16 protein-coding genes are annotated in these 16,811 nt (G+C 72.8%); 11 read left to right on the forward strand and 5 right to left on the reverse strand.

Annotated features, from left to right (window positions below):
• Positions 1-24: 24 nt before the first annotated feature.
• The 3 genes from ACYU8I_RS11305 (at position 25) to ACYU8I_RS11315 (ending at position 2,930) form a co-directional block, all read left to right on the forward strand.
• The gene (locus ACYU8I_RS11305) at positions 25-930 is read left to right on the forward strand and encodes a glycerophosphodiester phosphodiesterase family protein (RefSeq protein WP_460840723.1); all 906 of its coding nucleotides are present in this window, start codon (positions 25-27) and stop codon (positions 928-930) included.
• The gene (locus tag ACYU8I_RS11310; protein ID WP_460840725.1) at positions 927-2,309 is read left to right on the forward strand and encodes an MFS transporter; all 1,383 of its coding nucleotides are present in this window, start codon (positions 927-929) and stop codon (positions 2,307-2,309) included. Before ACYU8I_RS11305 ends, ACYU8I_RS11310 begins: the two co-directional genes overlap by 4 nt.
• A 234-nt stretch (positions 2,310-2,543) precedes the next feature.
• Entirely contained in the window at positions 2,544-2,930 is a 387-nt protein-coding gene (locus ACYU8I_RS11315) for an RNA polymerase-binding protein RbpA (RefSeq protein ID WP_460840727.1), read from the forward strand.
• Between the two features lie 72 nt (positions 2,931-3,002).
• On the opposite strand, the gene ACYU8I_RS11320 is transcribed toward ACYU8I_RS11315, so the two are convergent.
• Positions 3,003-3,560, reverse strand: a complete 558-nt coding sequence (locus ACYU8I_RS11320; protein ID WP_460840730.1) for an FxsA family protein — start codon at positions 3,558-3,560, stop codon at positions 3,003-3,005.
• 6 nt (positions 3,561-3,566) lie between these two features.
• Positions 3,567-4,382 carry a polyprenol monophosphomannose synthase gene (locus ACYU8I_RS11325; protein ID WP_460840733.1) on the reverse strand — a complete coding sequence of 272 codons (816 nt, stop codon included), beginning with the start codon at positions 4,380-4,382 and terminating at the stop codon, positions 3,567-3,569.
• Positions 4,383-5,181: 799 nt separating this feature from the next.
• On the opposite strand from ACYU8I_RS11325, the gene ACYU8I_RS11330 reads away from it, so the two are divergent.
• The 3 genes from ACYU8I_RS11330 to ACYU8I_RS11340 all read left to right on the forward strand — a co-directional run bounded on the left by ACYU8I_RS11330 (position 5,182) and on the right by ACYU8I_RS11340 (position 8,560).
• A complete protein-coding gene (locus tag ACYU8I_RS11330; protein ID WP_460840734.1) occupies positions 5,182-6,585 on the forward strand; it encodes a KamA family radical SAM protein in 1,404 nt (467 codons plus the stop codon).
• A 38-nt stretch (positions 6,586-6,623) separates the two neighbouring features.
• Positions 6,624-7,658, forward strand: a complete 1,035-nt coding sequence (locus ACYU8I_RS11335) for a DNA topoisomerase IB (protein ID WP_460840737.1) — start codon at positions 6,624-6,626, stop codon at positions 7,656-7,658.
• A 170-nt stretch (positions 7,659-7,828) separates the two neighbouring features.
• A complete protein-coding gene (locus tag ACYU8I_RS11340; RefSeq protein ID WP_460840739.1) occupies positions 7,829-8,560 on the forward strand; it encodes a CDP-alcohol phosphatidyltransferase family protein in 732 nt (243 codons plus the stop codon).
• Between the two features lie 200 nt (positions 8,561-8,760).
• Here the strand turns inward: ACYU8I_RS11340 and ACYU8I_RS11345 are convergent, their stop codons facing one another.
• Positions 8,761-10,614, reverse strand: coding sequence for a flavin-containing monooxygenase (locus tag ACYU8I_RS11345; RefSeq protein ID WP_460840742.1), 1,854 nt, complete (start codon positions 10,612-10,614; stop codon positions 8,761-8,763).
• A 114-nt stretch (positions 10,615-10,728) separates the two neighbouring features.
• Between ACYU8I_RS11345 and ACYU8I_RS11350 the strand changes: the two genes are divergently transcribed.
• The 3 genes from ACYU8I_RS11350 to ACYU8I_RS11360 are packed head-to-tail and all read left to right on the forward strand — an operon-like array spanning position 10,729 to position 13,643.
• The gene (locus ACYU8I_RS11350) at positions 10,729-11,979 is read left to right on the forward strand and encodes a GAF domain-containing protein (RefSeq protein ID WP_460840744.1); all 1,251 of its coding nucleotides are present in this window, start codon (positions 10,729-10,731) and stop codon (positions 11,977-11,979) included.
• Positions 11,980-12,001: 22 nt separating this feature from the next.
• A complete protein-coding gene (locus ACYU8I_RS11355) occupies positions 12,002-12,451 on the forward strand; it encodes a VOC family protein (RefSeq protein WP_460840746.1) in 450 nt (149 codons plus the stop codon).
• Positions 12,452-12,467: 16 nt separating this feature from the next.
• Entirely contained in the window at positions 12,468-13,643 is a 1,176-nt protein-coding gene (locus tag ACYU8I_RS11360; RefSeq protein ID WP_460840749.1) for an SPL family radical SAM protein, read from the forward strand.
• Between the two features lie 4 nt (positions 13,644-13,647).
• On the opposite strand, the gene ACYU8I_RS11365 is transcribed toward ACYU8I_RS11360, so the two are convergent.
• A complete protein-coding gene (locus ACYU8I_RS11365) occupies positions 13,648-14,085 on the reverse strand; it encodes an Lrp/AsnC family transcriptional regulator (protein WP_460840751.1) in 438 nt (145 codons plus the stop codon).
• Positions 14,086-14,120: 35 nt separating this feature from the next.
• Here ACYU8I_RS11365 and ACYU8I_RS11370 point away from each other — a divergent pair, with 35 nt between their 5' ends.
• Positions 14,121-15,056 (forward strand): 5'-3' exonuclease, encoded by a 936-nt coding sequence (locus tag ACYU8I_RS11370; protein ID WP_460840754.1) that lies wholly within the window; start codon positions 14,121-14,123, stop codon positions 15,054-15,056.
• An 87-nt stretch (positions 15,057-15,143) separates the two neighbouring features.
• On the opposite strand, the gene ACYU8I_RS11375 is transcribed toward ACYU8I_RS11370, so the two are convergent.
• Positions 15,144-15,725 carry a helix-turn-helix domain-containing protein gene (locus ACYU8I_RS11375; protein ID WP_460840756.1) on the reverse strand — a complete coding sequence of 194 codons (582 nt, stop codon included), beginning with the start codon at positions 15,723-15,725 and terminating at the stop codon, positions 15,144-15,146.
• An 89-nt stretch (positions 15,726-15,814) separates the two neighbouring features.
• Between ACYU8I_RS11375 and ACYU8I_RS11380 the strand changes: the two genes are divergently transcribed.
• Positions 15,815-16,747, forward strand: coding sequence for an NAD(P)/FAD-dependent oxidoreductase (locus ACYU8I_RS11380; RefSeq protein WP_460840757.1), 933 nt, complete (start codon positions 15,815-15,817; stop codon positions 16,745-16,747).
• The last annotated feature ends 64 nt before the right edge of the window (positions 16,748-16,811 follow it).

The raw sequence follows: 16,811 nt of genomic DNA on the forward strand, positions 1-16,811 counted from the left end.
CGGTGCGCCGACGACGATGGGGGCATGCCGCTCCATACTGCCGGGATGACCCCGAGCGCCCGGCCGGCTCCCAGCCGAGCACCGCGCACGGGGTTCCCCTACCTCGACGCGGTGCTCGAGACGACGGCGCCGACGCGACCCGGCGTGCTGGCGATGGCGCACCGCGGCGGGGCCCGGCACCCCGAGCTGCTCGGGGCCGAGAACACGTTGCACGCGTTCCGCCACGCTGTCGCGCTCGGCTTCACCTACCTCGAGACCGACGTCCACGCCACCAGCGACGGGGCCCTGCTGGCCTTCCACGACGCCGTCCTCGACCGGGTCACCGACGGCACCGGCCGGCTGGCCCGGTTGCGCGCCGACGAGGTGGCCCGGTTCCGCGTCGCCGGCGAGCACGCCGTCCCGACCCTCGCCGAGCTGCTCGAGGAGCTGCCCGAGGCGCGGTTCAACATCGACCTGAAGGCCCCGGGGGCCGCCGCGCCGCTGGCCGCGCTGGTCGACCGCACGGCCAGCCACGACCGGGTCTGCGTCGGCTCCTTCTCCCAGCGTCGCCTCGACGTCTTCCGTCGCGCGAGCCGCGGCCGGGTGGCCACCTCGGCGTCTCCCGCCGAGGTGGCCCTGTTCGCTGCCTGCCCGTCGGGGCGCGCGGCGCGGCTGCTCACCCGCGGCCGGGTCGCGGCGCTCCAGGTGCCCCACCGGCGCGGGCCGGTGCCCGTCGTGACCCGCGACCTCGTGCGTCGCGCCCACGCCGCCCGCGCCCACGTGCACGTGTGGACCGTCGACGAGCCCGACCAGATGCACCAGCTGCTCGACCTCGGGGTCGACGGGCTCATCACCGACCGCACCGACCTGCTCGCCGACGTGCTCCGCGCGCGCGGCCAGTGGCCCCAGGCCGACCCTCGCCCTGCCCCCCGCCCGGAGGAGCCCCGATGACCACCGACGTGCCCGGCCGTGCGGCCGAGCTGACCGCAGCCGAGCGGCGTACCCAGCAGCGGGCGTGGAACTGGTACGACTGGGCCAACTCCGCCTTCTACACCACCGTGCTCTCGGTCCTCTTCGGGCCGTACATGATCACCGTCGCCGGGCGGGCGGCCGGGTGCGGGCCCGACGTCGAGGTCTGCAACCGCACGGTCGGCGTGCTCGGCCTGCAGCTGTCCGCCGGGTCCCTGCCGAGCTACCTGACGACGTTCGCGACCATCGCGGGCGCCCTCGTGCTCCCGGTCGTCGGGGCGTGGGTCGACCGCTCGGCGCGCAAGAAGGTGCACATGGCCGCGTTCGCGTGGAGCGGGGCGGCGTTCGCGTCGCTGCTGTTCTTCATGCGCGACGACGACTGGCAGCTGGGCGCCGTCGCGGTCGTGGCCAGCAGCATCCTCGCCGGCTGCGCGATGGTCAGCTACTACGCGATCCTCAACGACATCGCGACCGAGGACGAGCGCGACGCGGTGTCGTCACGCGGCTGGGCGTTCGGCTACCTCGGCGGCGGGGTGCTGCTGCTGCTCAACCTCGTGCTCGTGCTCGCGCCGGGCTTCTTCGGCCTCGACCGTGAGCTCGCGGTCCGGCTCTCGATGCTGTCCGCCGCCCTGTGGTGGGCCGGCTTCACGATCATCCCCTTCGTGCGGCTGCGCGACGTCGCTCCGAGGGCCGTCGTGGAGGTCGAGGGCGGTGCGCTGCGCCGCAGCTTCGGCCAGCTCGCCGAGACCTTCCGCGAGATCCGGTCCTACCCGATGACCCTGACCTTCCTGCTGGCCTTCGTCTTCTACAACGACGGCATACAGACGGTCATCACCGCGGCCTCGATCTACGGCCAGGTGCAGCTGGGCTTCGCGCCGTCGGTGCTGATCGCCACGATCCTGCTGATCCAGTTCGTGGCTTTCGGGGGGGCGCTGCTCTTCGGCCGGCTCGCGGCCCGCCACGGCGCCTACCGCTGCATCCTCGTCGGCACCTTCGCCTGGATGCTCATCGTCCTCGCCGCGCTGGCACTGCCCCGCGGCAACGTCGCGCTCTTCATGCTCGTGGCCGTCGCCATCGGCATCGTCATGGGCGGCACCCAGGCGCTCTCGCGCTCCCTCTACAGCCTGCTCATCCCCCGGGGCCGCGAGGGCGCCTACTTCAGCTTCTACAACGCTGCCGAGCGGGGCACGTCGTGGCTGGGCACGCTGCTGTTCGGCGTGGTCTTCCAGCTCACCGGGTCCTACCGGCCGTCGATCCTGGCCCTGCTGGTGTTCTTCGCCCTCGGGGCGTTCTTCCTGCTCCGCCTCGACGTGCGCCGTGGCATCACCGAGGCCGGCAACCAGGTGCCGGCGGTGGTCTGACACCGGTCTCGACACCGGTCCCGACACCGGTCCCGGCGACAGGTGTAGTCCGGGTCCGTGCCGGGAATGCTCAGGTTCGGTCGCTCGTTGGGTGGGATGAGACGCTGGACCCACACCCAGCAGCACCGCCCACGACGCACGAGCCCATCGGCTCGGTCGCGCCACTTGTCGAGCTAAGGCATCCGAGCCGGCGGAACCACCTCCCCGACGGCTCACCACCTGGAGGTACCAACCATGGCAGAGCGCACCTTGCGAGGAGCCCGTCTCGGCGGGCAGAGCTTCGAGGACGAGCGAGGCATCGAGTTCGCCGCCCGTCAGCAGGTCGGGTACGCCTGCGCGCAGGGCCACGACTTCGAGATCACGATGTCGGTGGAGGCCGAGGTCCCTGCCCTCTGGGAGTGCCCGCGCTGCGGCGCCGAGGCGCGCGCCACGTCCGGGATCGAGCCCGAGGTGAAGGCCGAGAAGCCCGCCCGCACCCACTGGGACATGCTGCTCGAGCGGCGCTCCGAGAAGGAGCTCGAGGAGATCCTCGCCGAGCGCCTCGAGCTGCTGCGCGGCGGCGAGATCGGCCCGGCCCACCTGCACCGCGCGAGCGGCCGCAAGCGCAAGGCGTCCGTCTGAGACACCGAGACGCCGCTCGCCGAAGGCCCGCCCCGGACACCGGGGCGGGCCTTCGTGCGTGCTGGCGGCGACCTAGGGGTCGACGACCTCGCCCTGCACCACGTCGTCGCGACCCGCACGAGACCCGCGCTGCGGAACGCCGAACTGGGCCCCGAACTGCGGGGGCACGGCGTCGTACGCCGCGTCGAGACGCCGGGCCACCGCCCGGGCCAGCAGCGGGCGCGCGAGCGGACGGGTGAACGGCAGCACGAGCAGCAGCCCGACGACGTCGGAGACGAAGCCCGGCAGCAGCATCATCGCGCCACCGAGGAGCACCAGGATGCCGTCGGCGACCTCCTGGTGGGGCGGCCGACCCTCGCGGACCGCCTCGCGCAGCGAGCGCCAGGTGCGTGCCCCCTCGCGTCGTACCAGCCACGCCCCCAGGGCCCCGGTGCCGAGCAGCAGGAGCAGCGTCCACCAGGGGCCGACGACCTGACCCACCTGCACGATCGACCAGATCTCGACGAAGGGCACCGCGACGAAGGCCAGCGCGACCGCCCACAGCGGCACCCGGCGGCGACGCGCCGTCGGCGTCGGACCTGGGCGGGGAGGCTGGTGAGGCGGGGGGCCGTGCAGGTGCGGGCTGCTCATGACTCGTCAACGACCGACGGGCGTGTGCTGTTCCGGTCGGGAACGGCGGCGCTCGCGAGCCGCGCGCAGCTGACGGGCGCGCTCGCTCAGGCCCCAGCGGGTGATCCGGCGCAGTGACTCCCAGGCGACCGACCCGCTCATCTTCGACTCGCCGCGCACGCGCTCGACGAACTCGATCGGCACCTCGACCACCCGCAGTCCCGCCCTCACGGTGCGGTGGGCGAGGTCTGCCTGGAACACGTAGCCCGTGCTGATCACCTGGTCGAGGTCGATGGCCTCGAGCGTGGTGCGTCGGAACAGCCGGTAGCCGGCAGTGGCGTCGCGCACGGGCATGCCCAGCAGTGCGCGGGTGTAGAGGTTGCCGCCGCGGGAGAGCAGCTCGCGTCGTCGCGGCCAGTTGACGATGGACCCACCCGGGACCCAGCGGGACCCGATCACCAGGTCGGCCCCGTCGAGGGCCCGCAGGAGCGCGGCCAGCTGCTCGGGCTGGTGCGACCCGTCGGCGTCCATCTCGCCGATGACGTCGTAGCCGCGCTCGAGGGCGACGCGGAAGCCGTGGAGGTACGCCGCGCCCAGGCCCTGCTTGGTCGTGCGGTGCACGACCTCGACGCGCGGGTCGCGAGCAGCGGCCTCGTCGGCGATCGAGCCGGTGCCGTCGGGCGACCCGTCGTCGACGACGAGCACGTGGACGTCGGGCTGGGCGGCGTGCAGCCGCTCCAGCAGCGGGCCCAGGTTGTCTGCCTCGTTGTACGTGGGCACCACCATCACCACCCCGCCGCGAGCGGTGGCGGGACGGGCCTCGAGCGGGTAGGGGTGCGCCATGTCCTGCAACGTAGCGTCTCCTCAACCGGCAGTCGCTCGACCGCGTCGTGCTCGTGCTGTGCGTCGCCCTGACGCCTCCGAGGAGGGGGCGACGGCAGGATGAACGACTGGTCCCCGCCCCGCGGGTCCGGTCGGCGGTGGGGTCAGGTGGCCGGGTCAGACGCCCCGGCTGTCTCTGCGCCGGGAGGGCAGGACGGGGGGAACGACGAGGACCTTCGGACCGCCCACCCACTGACCGGATGCCAGCCTGCGGACGTTGTCTACTGGTCGCCTCGCTCCCCCCGCGTCCTCCCGCCCCTTCCGCGTCGGCCGACCCGCCAAGTGCGAGGGCCGATGACCACCTTGGCGAGATGGCTCGGTCACGCAACAGTCGGTCGCCGGGTCGGGACGTGCTGCCCGGAGAAACTTCGCCGACCCTGTCCGGCGCGGATCGCGAAGTCAAGCCCGTCCCTGACCAGCGACGACGTGACGAAACCGCAGGTCAGTGAGATGGACGACACATGAGGGTGACGTGTCGAAAATTCACGTCAGTCGGCGTGTCGCGCTGGACACGCCGACTGGTCTACGGCGCGACCGATGCATGGAGCTCCGCGACGACCGTTTCCGTCGCCATCGCCGTCGCCGACCCCCCTCGACGACCGGCGGAACGAGACCGCGCGCGTCGGCGAACCCCCGGTCGTGCGGCTCGCGGAGCCGACCCGCTCCAGAGACAGGAGACCTTCTCGTCGATCGTGCTTGTTGCGGCAAGTCTTCCGGCGTGTGGATTGAAGGACCGTAGGGAGTGTGTTCCCATGAGGTCGTGAGCATCCAGACGTCGATCGCCGCTCTCGTCGAGCAGGAGACCGGGCAGCCCTACGCCTACCGCCGGGTCGAGCTCATCGAGCCCGACTGGCGTCGCTTCCCCGGCTGGCGGGACGTGACCGAGGAGCAGTGGCGCAGCGCGCAGTGGCAGCGCGCCCACTGCGTCAAGAACCTCGCGCAGCTGCGTGAGGTGTGGGGCGACCTGGTCGACGAGGGGTTCTACGACGACCTCGCTCGCGACCAGGTCGAGCGCGCCACCATGTCGATGCTGGTGCCGCCGCAGATGCTCAACACGATGGCCCCGCAGACGGAGCCGGTCGGCCCGGGCTCGCTCACCGAGGCGATGTACGCCGACCCGGTGCGCCACTACATGATCCCGGTCCTCTCCGACCGGCGCACCGACTGGCCCTCGCACCCGCACGCGAGCCGTGACTCGTTGCACGAGCACGACATGTGGGCCGTGGAGGGCCTGACGCACCGCTACCCCACCAAGGTGCTCGCCGAGCTGCTGCCCACCTGCCCGCAGTACTGCGGGCACTGCACCCGCATGGACCTCGTCGGCAACAGCACGCCGCAGGTCGACAAGCTGAAGTTCTTCGTCAAGCCCGTCGACCGCCACGAGCAGATGCTCGACTACCTGCGCCGTACCCCGTCGGTGCGCGACGTGGTGGTCTCGGGCGGCGACGTCGCCAACATGCCCTGGGCGCGGCTCGAGGCGTTCCTCGACCAGGTGCTCGAGGTCGACAACATCCGCGACGTCCGACTCGCGACCAAAGCGCTGATGGGGCTCCCGCAGCACTGGCTGCAGGACGACGTGCGCGCCGGGATGGAGCGCGTGGCCACCAAGGCCCGTGCGCGGGGCGTCTCGCTCGCGATCCACACCCATGTGAACCACGCCAACTCGGTCACTCCGTTGGTCGCGGAGGCGTCGCGCGCGATGCTCGAGGCCGGCGTGCGCGACGTGCGCAACCAGGGGGTGCTCCTCGACGGCGTCAACGCCGACGCCCATGCCCTGCTCAACCTGTGCTTCCGGCTGCTCGACGGCGCCGGGATCCTGCCCTACTACCTCTACATGTGCGACATGATCCCCGCCGCCGAGCACTGGCGGGTCTCGGTCAAGGACGCCCAGCGGCTGCAGCACCACCTCATGGGCTACCTGCCGGGCTTCGCCACGCCGCGCATCGTGTGCGACGTGCCGTTCGTCGGCAAGCGCTGGGTGCACCAGGTGGCGGCGTACGACGAGGTGCGCGGCATCTCGTCGTGGACCAAGAACTACCGCACCTCGATCGAGGCCTCCGACCCCGACGCCCTGACCCGCACCTACGACTACTTCGACCCGATCCACACCCTGCCCGCCGAGGGCCAGGAGTGGTGGGCCCGGCAGGCCGCCGGGTCGCGCTAGCCCCCGGCTGCGCCGGTCGCCCACGTCGTCGTCCCCGCATGGCCGTGGCGCGCGGCGGGCACTGGCGCGGCATGGTCCGCCTGCGCACCTCCTCCCCCGACGGCCGGGGCTGGACCCGGCGCCGCGCCGGGACCGGCTGGTCGTTCCTCGACGAGCGCGGCAACCGGATCGCCGACCCCGACGAGGTCCAGCGGGTCAAGTCACTGGCCATCCCGCCTGCGTGGCGCGAGGTGTGGATCTGCCCCTGGCCCAACGGGCACATCCAGGCGGTGGGCACCGACGACGCCGGGCGGCGCCAGTACCTCTACCACCCCGAGTGGCGCATCAAGCGCGACAAGCTGAAGTTCGACCGGGTGCTGCGCGCGGCCGAGCGGATGCCCGAGGCCCGCGAGGCGGTCCGCCGCGACCTGGGTCTGGAGAAGATGCCGCTCGAGCGCGCCAACGCCGTCGCGGTGCGGTTGCTCGACCTCGGCTACTTCCGCATCGGCAGCGACGTCTACGCCGACACCAACGGCTCGTTCGGCCTCACGACGCTGCGCAAGAGCCACGTGCGACGGCAGGGGCAGGTGCTGCGCTTCCGTTTCGTCGGCAAGTCGGGTGTCGAGCACAGCATCGACATCGACGACGTCGAGGTCCTCGAGGCGCTCGACACGATGCGTCGCCGACGCGGGGGCTCCGAGCGGCTGCTCGCCTACCAGCTGCGACGCACCTGGCACGACCTCGACGGCTCGACCGTCAACGAGTACCTCGGCAGCTTCTTCGACGACCTCACCGCGAAGGACTTCCGCACCTGGCACGCGACCGTGATCGCCGCCGCGTCGCTCGCCGCCAGCGACGAGCCGGGCGACACGAAGCGGTCCCGGCAGAAGGCCGTCAAGGCCGCGGTCACCGAGGTCTCGGACTACCTCGGCAACACCCCGACCATGGCCAAGAGCTCCTACGTCGACCCGCGCGTCATCGACCTCTACGAGTCGGGCACCACCATCGACCGCGAGCTGGTGCTCGCCGAGCACAACTCCCCCGGCGAGAAGCAACGGGCCCTCGAGCAGGCCGTCCTCGAGCTGCTGCGCTGACGGACCGTGGACCGGGCGCGCGCCGACACTCCGGTCCAGCACGACAACAGGGCCCCTCGTCCCGCATGCTTGGACGCGACGACGACGGGGGATGCTGCACCACAGCGGTGGTCCGGCCGTCACGAAGTGGCGTTCCAACCCCGGACGCCGACGAGAGGGTGCACCCAGACATGACCGCGCTTCCGCTGGCCGATGCCGCCGAGGTCCCCACGCAACGACAGCGTGCGGCAGGGTGGGCGCTGCACACCTACACCGCCAGCGGCACCGCCCTGGCCTTCCTCACGCTCGTGGCCACCGTGCAGGGCGACGAGGTCGCGGCGCTGTGGCTGCTCCTGGCGGCCCTGGTCATCGACGGCACCGACGGCATGCTCGCGCGCCGGCTGCGGGTCAAGCAGGTCATCCCCACCTTCGACGGCGCCCGGCTCGACGACATCGTCGACTACATCACCTACTGCTTCGTGCCGGTCTTCATGCTCTGGAACGGCAGCTACCTGCCGGAGGGCACCACCGGCGCCGCGCTGGCCGTGCTGCCGCTGCTCGCGTCGAGCTACCAGTTCTGCCGGGTCGACGCGAAGACCGACGACCACTGCTTCCTGGGCTTCCCGAGCTACTGGAACGTCCTGGCGTTCTACGTGATCGTGCTCGACCTGTCCCCGGCGGTCACCGCCGCCCTGCTCCTCACCTGCGCGGTGCTCGTCTTCGTGCCGGTGAAGTACATCTACCCCTCGCGCACCAGGGTCGCCCGCAGCCTCAACCTCACCCTCGCGGGCCTGTGGCTCGTCTCGTACGCCGTGCTCCTGCTGCAGCTGCCCGACCCCAGCCTCCTGCTCGCCGGCCTCTCCCTCGGCTACGTCGCCTACTACGTCGTCGCCAGCGTCCTGCTCACCCTGCGCCGCGCCTGACCCGGTCTCGAGGCCCTCGCCCGGGGGCTCGGGCACCTCGACCACCCCTGCCGGCCTGGGCTGGTCGAGGTGCGAGGAGCGCCAGCGACGAGCCTCGAGACCCGGCGAGGTGCGCGCCGCCGTCGACGGCCGCTCGACCAGCGGCACGACGGCCGGCCCCCGCGAGGGGACCGGCCGTCGGCGTCCGGGGCCGGGTCGGGTCAGCCGGTGTGGTGGACCTCGGCCTTGCCGTGCACGGGGGTGGGGATGCCCTCGTGGCGCGCCTTGAGCTGCAGCGCGAGGTAGAGCGAGTAGTGGCGTGACTGGTGGAGGTTGCCGCCGTGCATCCACAGGTTGTCGACCTGGGTCGGCTTCCACATGTTGCGCTGCTCGCCCTCCCACGGGCCGGGGTCCTTCGGGGTGTCGGAGCCGAGGCCCCAGACCTTGCCCAGCCGGTCGGCGGTGTCCTCGTCGACGAGGTCGGCGACCCAGCCGTTCATCGAGTTGTAGCCGGTGGCGAAGACGACGACGTCGGCCGGGAGCTCGGTGCCGTCGTCGAGCACGACGGCGTCCTCGGTGAGCCGCACGACCTGGCCGTGGGCGAGCCTGACGTCGCCGTCGGCCACGAGGTCGGCAGCGCCGACGTCGATGTAGTAGCCGGAGCCGCGGCGCAGGTACTTCATGAACAGCCCGGACCCGTCGGCTCCCCAGTCGTGCCAGAACCCGGCCTTCTCGAGACGGTCGTAGAAGTCCCTGTCCTCCTCGGCCATCTTCTCGTAGGCCGGGATCTGGAAGGTGTGCAGGATCCGGTACGGCAGCGAGGCGAAGATGAGGTCGGCCTTCTCGGTCGTCACCCCCGCCGCCAGCGCCCGCTCGGAGTAGAGGTCACCGAGACCGTGCTCCATCAGGCTGTGGCTCTTGACGATGTGGGTCGACGAGCGCTGCACCATCGTCACGTCGACGTCGTTCTCCCACAGCGCCCCGCAGATGTCGAAGGAGGAGTTGTTGCTCCCGATCACGACGGCCCTCTTGCCGCGGTAGGCGTCCGGCCCGGGGTGGGCCGAGGAGTGGTGCACGTCGCCGCGGAAGACGTCCGTGCCCTCGACCTCGGGCATCCGGGGCTTGCCCGACATGCCGGTGGCGAAGACGAGCTGCTTCGGCCGCAGCGTCACGGGCGTGCCCTCCCGCTCCACCTCCACCACCCACTCCTGGCGCTCCTCGGACCACTCGGCGCTGGTCGCGGCGGTGCTCGACCAGTAGGGCACCTCCATGACCCTGGTGTACGACTCGAGCCAGTCGCCGATCTTGTCCTTGGGTGCGAAGACCGGCCAGTTGTCGGGGAACTTCAGGTACGGCAGGTGGTCGTACCAGACCGGGTCGTGCAGGCACAGGCTCTTGTAGCGGCCGCGCCACTGGTCGCCCGGTCGCGGGTGCTTGTCGATGACCAAGGACGGGACGCCGAGCTGGCGCAGCCGGGCGCCGAGGGCGATGCCGCCCTGGCCGCCGCCGATGACCAGCACGTAGGGCTGGGTGGTGCTGCCCAGGCTCTCGGCCTCCTCCTGGCGCTGCTCCTTCCAGGTCTTGCGCTCCTTGTTGGCGCCGTGCTCGGCACCCATGGGTCGGTGGGTGCCTCGCGGCTCCTCGTGGCCCTTGAGCTCGTACATCGCCGTGAGCAGGGTCCAGGCCCGGTCCTCGCCGTCCTCCTCCACGAGGCGCACGAGGCCGTTGCCCCGGCCCACGGCGGTCTCGAACCGGATCCACGCGGTCACCACGCCGTCGGCCTCGTCGGCGGGCTCGGTCGTGGCGAAGCCCGACGGGTCGACGCCGTCGAGCACCTCGTCGAGCATGCCGGCGACGTCGTCACGACCCTCGCTGGTGTGGATGTTCCAGGTGAAGGCGATCAGGTCGCGCCAGTAGCACTCGGTGGCGAACAGCCCGGCGGCCCGGCCGGTGTCGCGCTCGCGCAACGCCGCCTCGAACGCGGCCAACCAGCGCTCGGCGCGCTGCTGGGCTCCGGTGGCGGCGTCGTCGGGCGCGGCGGCCTCGGTCTGCTCGCGCTCGGGGGCCTGGGTCATCGGGGTCTCCTTCGCCTAGGGTGGATGTGACCGAGCACACACCGCGAGCGCCTGTCCGGCCAGGGTTGCACGACGTTGCATCCCGGCCGTGCCGGATTCGGAGGGAGTCCCGCCGTGGGAACCGACCGCGACCTGGCCCGCACCCGTGACGACGTCCTCGCCGACGCCTCCAGGCCGGGGGCCTCAGGGTCACCGGGGTCACCGGGGTCCCCCCGGGGCCCGGTCGCCGCGTCCTGGCGGCGGGCGGCCGCCTGCGGCCTCGAGCCCGGGTCGGCCCCCGAGGTCCCGCCGCTGGTGACCGCCGAGCTCGAGCGCCGTCGCGCTGCGAGCGGGCTGGCCGACCACGTGCCCCGGCTGGTGCAGCAGCTGCGCCCCGTCACCGAGGCCGGGCAGATGGTCGTGGTCGCCGACACCGAGGGTCGCGTGCTGTGGCGGGCCGGGGCGAGCGGCGTACGACGCGCAGCCGACGGGCTCGGCTTCGTCAGCGGCTCGGCGTGGACCGAGGGCAACGTCGGCACCAACGCCATCGGGACGGCGCTCGTGCTGGGCGAGGGCGTCCACATCGCCGGGCCGGAGCACTTCTGCGACTCCCACACCCGATGGGGCTGTGCCGCCGCGCCCCTGCGCGACCCGTGGACCGGGCGCACGATGGGGGTGCTCGACGTGAGCGGCCCCAGCCGCGAGGTGCACCCGGCCGAGCTGGCGCTCGTCGAGATGGCAGCGCAGCTGACCACGATGCACGTCGTCGAAGAGCACCGCCGCGACCTCGACCGGCTCCGCGCCGTCGCGGCGCCCGTGCTGGCGCGGCTCGATGGCGACGTCCTCGCCGTCGACCGGTTCGGCCACCTCGCCGCCGCCGTCGGCTCCCGCACCCCCGAGCGCGTGACCCTGCCCGACGAGCTCGTGGGTGGCCCACTGTGGCTGCCGACGCTGGGCGACGCGGTCGCCGAGCCGCTGGCCGGCGGGTGGCTGCTCCGGCTGGGCCGCGCGCGAGCCGGGGTCACCTCGGTCGAGCTCGACCTGACCGGCGAGCCGGTCTGCCGCGTCGGCTCCGACGGCGGGCAGTGGTCGCGCACGCTGAGCCCCCGTCACGCCGAGATCCTGCTGGCGCTGGTGCGGGCGGGCGCGACCGGTCGTAGCGCTGCCGACCTGGCCGAGGAGCTGTTCGCCGACCGCACCCGCGTCGTCACCGTCCGTGCCGAGCTGTCCCGGCTGCGGCGACTGCTCGGCGCGGTGCTGCTGTCGTCTCCGTACCGCGTCTCCCCCGGCGTCGTGACCAGCCTCCGGCTGCCCGACGACCGCTCGGCGCTGCTGCCCGGGTCGAGCGCCCCGGTGGTGCGCCGGCTGATCGCCGATGAGTCCTGAGGGCGATCGGGGTCGGAGAAGCATGGACACCATCACCCCCACCCTCTGGATCAACGGTCACGACCTCGAGGAGGTCGCGGCCTACTACTGCTCGGTCTTCGACGACGCCGAGGTGACCGGACGCTCGCCGTGGACGGTGGAGCTGCGGCTGCACGGGCAGCCCTTCACCCTGCTCCAAGGCGGTGAGACCACCTTCGTCGCCAACGAGTCGGTGTCGTTCGCGCTGTCGCTCGACGACCAGGCCGAGGTCGACCGGTTCTGGGCCCACTTCGCCGACGGCGGGCAGCCCGGGCCGTGTGGCTGGATCCGCGACCGCTGGGGCTTCAGCTGGCAGGTCGTGCCACGGCGGATGCTCGAGCTGCTGGGCAGCGACGATCCCGCGGCCGTCCAGCGCGTGACCGAGTGCTTCATGGCGGTCGACGGGCGCGCCTTCGACATCGCCGAGCTCGAGGCGGCGTACGCCGGCGCGTAGCGGGCATCCGGAGGGAGTGCGCGACCCCGACACGATCGACCTCGACGAGCCGCTCGCCCCCGACCAGCCGCTCCCCCACAGCGCCAGCGGCGAGGCGGTGGCCGAGGAGGGTGACGTGCCGGCCGGCGGCCCGACGCGCCGCTGGACCCCGAAGCGGGTGGTCGTCACGCCGGCCGCCCTCGACGAGCCGCACGGTCGTCGCATCGTCGAGCGGGTCGAGTCGCTCGGCATCGAGGTCGAGCGGCTCCGCGCCAACCGGCTCACCGGGGTGCGCGGCGACACCGACCGGCAGACCTACGCCCGCGCCAAGTCGACGATGGCTGTGGTCGTCAGCCCGCCCAGCCGGCGCCGGCTGCAGCCGATCGCCCCGAGCGCCGACTGGCGGGTCGACCTGGCGGAGGGCTGCCCGGCGCACTGCCAGTACTGCTACCTCGCCGGGTCGCTGACCGGCCCGCCCGTCACGCGCGTCTACGCCGACCTCGACGCTATCCTCGACGGGTTGGCGCCGTACGTCGGCACGGGTGCGGTCACGAGCCGCTCGCGGCACCGCAGCGACGAGGGCACCACCTTCGAGGCGTCGTGCTACAGCGACCCGCTGGCGCTCGACCACCTCACCGGCAGCTGGCAGCGCGCCGTCGAGCACTTCGCCGGCTGGGAAGCGCCGGTGCAGCTGCGGTGGACCACCAAGTTCGACGACGTCGACCGCTTCCTCGACCTCGACCACCGCGGTCGCACGCGGGTCCGCCTGAGCGTCAACTGCCTGCCGGTGACCCGGCGCTGGGAGGGCGGCACCAGCCCGCTGGAGGGACGGCTGCGGGCGCTGCGGCGCCTGGCGCTCGCGGGCTACCCCGTCGGCCTGACGATCGCGCCGATCATGGCGCTCGACGGCTGGCGCGAGCACTACGACCACCTGCTCGGCCTGGTCGAGGACGCCGTCGCCGGCGTGCCCGACCTCGACCTGACCGCCGAGCTGATCACGCACCGCTTCACCGCCGGCAGCAAGGAGGTGCTGCTCGGCTGGTACCCCCGCACCACGCTCGAGATGGACGAGGAGCGGCGTGCGGTCAAGCGCGGCAAGTTCGGCAGCAGCAAGCACGTCTACCCGCGCGAGGTCATGGCCGAGCTGCGGGGATGGTTCCACGACGAGCTCGCCCGGCGGCTGCCCGGCTGCCGGGTCCTGTACTGGACCTAGGGGCTCAGTGCACCGCGCGGTTCTCGAACGGCGTCGACAGCACGATGGTGGTGCGGGTGCTGACGTGGGCCACGGCCCGGACCCGGCCGAGCAGGTCCTCGAGCTCGGCGGGGGTGCCGACGCGCACCTTGAGGATGTAGGACTCCTCGCCCGCGACCGACCAGCACGACTCGATCTCGGGCACGTCGGCGAGCCGCTGCGGGTAGTCGTCGGGCCGCGACACGTCGATGGGGGTGATCGAGACGAAGGCGGTCAGCGGCTTGCCCGCCGCCTCGTGGTCGATCGTGGCGCCGTACCCCAGGATCAGGCCGCGCTCCTCGAGCCGCTTGACCCGCTGGTGCACCGCGCTCGTGGACAGCCCCGTCACCTTGCCGAGCTGGGTGTAGCTCATCCGGCCGTCGTCGGCGAGCAGGCGCAGGATCTGGCGGTCGATCGTCTCCACGACGACCCACCCTAGGGCGCGCCTAGACTCCGGCGGTGGCCACACGACCCGAGCGGCTGATGCTGCTGGACACCGCGTCCCTCTACTTCCGCGCGTTCTTCGGCGTGCCCGACTCCGTCACGGCCCCCGACGGCACGCCGGTCAACGCCGTGCGGGGGCTGCTCGACTTCATCAGCCGGCTGGTGGGCGAGTACGAGCCCACCCACCTGGTCTGCTGCTGGGACGACGACTGGCGACCGCAGTGGCGCGTCGACCTGCTGCCGTCGTACAAGGCGCACCGCGTCGTCGACGAGCGCGACAGCGACCCCGACGTGGAGGAGGTGCCCGACCCGCTGCAGGTGCAGGTGCCGGTCATCCGCGAGGTGCTCGCCGCCCTCGGGATCGCCGTGGTCGGCCACGCCGAGATGGAGGCCGACGACGTGATCGGCACGCTCGCGACCGGCGCCGGCATGCCCGTCGACATCGTCACGGGCGACCGCGACCTCTTCCAGCTCGTCGACGACGACGCCGAGGTGCGCGTGCTCTACGTCGCCCGTGGCGTCAGCAAGCACGAGCGGGTGACCGACGCGGTGGTGCGCGAGAAGTACGGCGTCGGCGCACACCAGTACGCCGCCCTGGCGACGCTGCGCGGCGACGCCTCCGACGGCCTGCCCGGCGTGGCCGGTGTCGGTGACAAGACCGCCGCCACCCTGCTCGGCCGCTTCGACGACCTCGACACGATCGTCGCCGCGGCCCACGACCCCGACTCCGACATGGGCCCCGGCCCGCGCGGCAAGATCAAGGCCGCGGCCGACTACCTCGCCGTCGCCCCCCAGGTCGTCGCCGTGGTGCGCGACCTCGACCTCGGCTCCCCCGACCTCGTCCTCCCCGCCGAGCCCGCCGACGCCGACGCCCTGGCGTCCCTGACCGAGCGGTGGGGCCTCGACTCCCCCGTCACCCGCCTCCGCGACACCTTCGCCGCCCTCCCCTGAGGATGGGTCGTGGGGGCGGGTCTCGTCGCCCCGAGTCACTGGTTCACCAGTGACTCCGGAGCACCAGCGCAGGCCCAGCCGAGACGCCTACCCCTGCTTCGGGGTCGACCGCGCGCGGACGTGCATCCGCTCGCCCTCGCGGCCGAAGATCGACAGGAACTCGACGCGGCGCTCGTCGGCGCCGCCGAACCAGTGCGGGAGGCGGGTGTCGAACTCGACGACCTCGCCGGACTCGAGGACGAGGTCGTGCTCGCCCAGCACCATGCGCAGCCGGCCGTCGAGGACGTAGAGCCACTCGTAGCCCTCGTGCACCTGCGGGTCGGGCTGGCGACGGCGCTTGCCCGGCGCGATGGTGAGCTTGTAGGCCTGCAGCCCGCCGGGTCGCCGCGAGAGCGGCACCATCGTCATGCCGCCGCGCGTGACCGCCCGCTGGGGCACCCGTGGGTCCTCGACGGCGTGCGCCAGCAGGTCGTCCAGGCTCAGGCCGTAGGCACCGGCCACCTGGAGCAGCAGCTCGAGCGTGGGGCGGCGCCCGCCCGACTCGAGCCGCGAGAGCGTGCTGACCGAGATGCCGGTACGCCCGGAGAGCTCGGCGAGGGTGAGCTCGGCCTCCTGCCGCAGCGCCCGCAGCCGGGGCCCGACGGTCTCCAGCACGGCGTCGACGTCCATGAGCGCAATCTTGCCACAACGGCAAGGAATGTTGTCGTTTCGGCAGCGGTCGCCGCACGCTGTGACCACCCCAGCGAAAGGACCCCACCATGAACACCCCTCTGCTCGACGTCGTCGTGGTCGGCGGCGGCGCCGCCGGCCTGTCCGGCGCCAAGGCGCTGTTGCGCTCGCGACGCTCGGTGCTGGTCGTCGACGCGGGCGAGCCGCGCAACGCCCCGGCGGCCGGCGTGCACAACCTGCTCGGCCTGGAGGACGTCCCGCCCGCCGAGCTGCTGGAGCGAGGCCGCGCCGAGGTGGCGTCGTACGGCGGCACGGTACGGCGCGCACGAGCGGTCACCGCCCGTCGCGACGACGACCGCTTCGTCGTCGGGCTCGACGACGGGGAGGAGGTGCACGCGCGGCGGCTGCTCGTCACCACCGGCCTGGTCGACGAGCTCCCCGACGTCGACGGACTCGCCGAGCGGTGGGGCCACAGCGTGCTGCACTGCCCCTTCTGCCACGGCTACGAGGTGCGCGACCAGCGCATCGGCGTGCTCGCCACCGGCGCCAACGCCACGCACCAGGCGCTGCTGTTCGCAGCCCTGAGCGACGACGTCGTGCTCCTGACGCACGAAGCCCCGCCCGGCGACGCCGACCGTGCGCAGCTCGCCGCCGCGGGCGTGCCCGTCGTCGAGCACCGCGTCGTCGGTCTGGAGGGAGAGCCGCTCACCGGGGCCCGTCTCGACGACGGCTCGGTGCTGCCGCTCGACGCCCTGGTGGTGGCTCCCTGGATGCGGGCCGCGTCACCCGTCCTCGACGCCCTGGGCCTGGCGGCCGAGCCGCACCCGGCCGGGATGGGTGAGCAGTACCCCAGCCAGCCGATGGGGGCCACGGCCGTGCCGGGCCTCCGGCTCGCGGGCAACGTCACCGACGTCGCCGCCCAGGTCGCGGCGGCGTCGGCGGCGGGCCTGCTGGCCGGGGCGGCGCTGCACGGTGAGCTCGTCCAGGAGGACCTGCTCGCGCGAGCGGACCTCGCCTCCTGACCTGGACCAGCAGCCGACACCGCGGTTGAAAGGGCGACGATCGTTGTGCCCCGACCCGGCCGAG

The organism is Nocardioides marmoraquaticus (genome assembly GCF_054777915.1).

Bases quoted from the DNA above. Each gene is read 5' to 3' on its own strand.
- ACYU8I_RS11325 (WP_460840733.1), bottom strand. From the start codon at position 4,382: ATGGCGCACCCCTACCCGCTCGAGGCCCGTCCCGCCACCGCTCGCGGC.
- ACYU8I_RS11340 (WP_460840739.1), top strand. From the start codon at position 7,829: ATGACCGCGCTTCCGCTGGCCGATGCCGCCGAGGTCCCCACGCAACGA.
- ACYU8I_RS11345 (WP_460840742.1), bottom strand. From the start codon at position 10,614: ATGACCCAGGCCCCCGAGCGCGAGCAGACCGAGGCCGCCGCGCCCGAC.
- ACYU8I_RS11335 (WP_460840737.1), top strand. From the start codon at position 6,624: ATGGCCGTGGCGCGCGGCGGGCACTGGCGCGGCATGGTCCGCCTGCGC.
- ACYU8I_RS11375 (WP_460840756.1), bottom strand. From the start codon at position 15,725: ATGGACGTCGACGCCGTGCTGGAGACCGTCGGGCCCCGGCTGCGGGCG.
- ACYU8I_RS11320 (WP_460840730.1), bottom strand. From the start codon at position 3,560: ATGAGCAGCCCGCACCTGCACGGCCCCCCGCCTCACCAGCCTCCCCGC.
- ACYU8I_RS11380 (WP_460840757.1), top strand. From the start codon at position 15,815: ATGAACACCCCTCTGCTCGACGTCGTCGTGGTCGGCGGCGGCGCCGCC.
- ACYU8I_RS11305 (WP_460840723.1), top strand. From the start codon at position 25: ATGCCGCTCCATACTGCCGGGATGACCCCGAGCGCCCGGCCGGCTCCC.
- ACYU8I_RS11315 (WP_460840727.1), top strand. From the start codon at position 2,544: ATGGCAGAGCGCACCTTGCGAGGAGCCCGTCTCGGCGGGCAGAGCTTC.
- ACYU8I_RS11310 (WP_460840725.1), top strand. From the start codon at position 927: ATGACCACCGACGTGCCCGGCCGTGCGGCCGAGCTGACCGCAGCCGAG.
- ACYU8I_RS11355 (WP_460840746.1), top strand. From the start codon at position 12,002: ATGGACACCATCACCCCCACCCTCTGGATCAACGGTCACGACCTCGAG.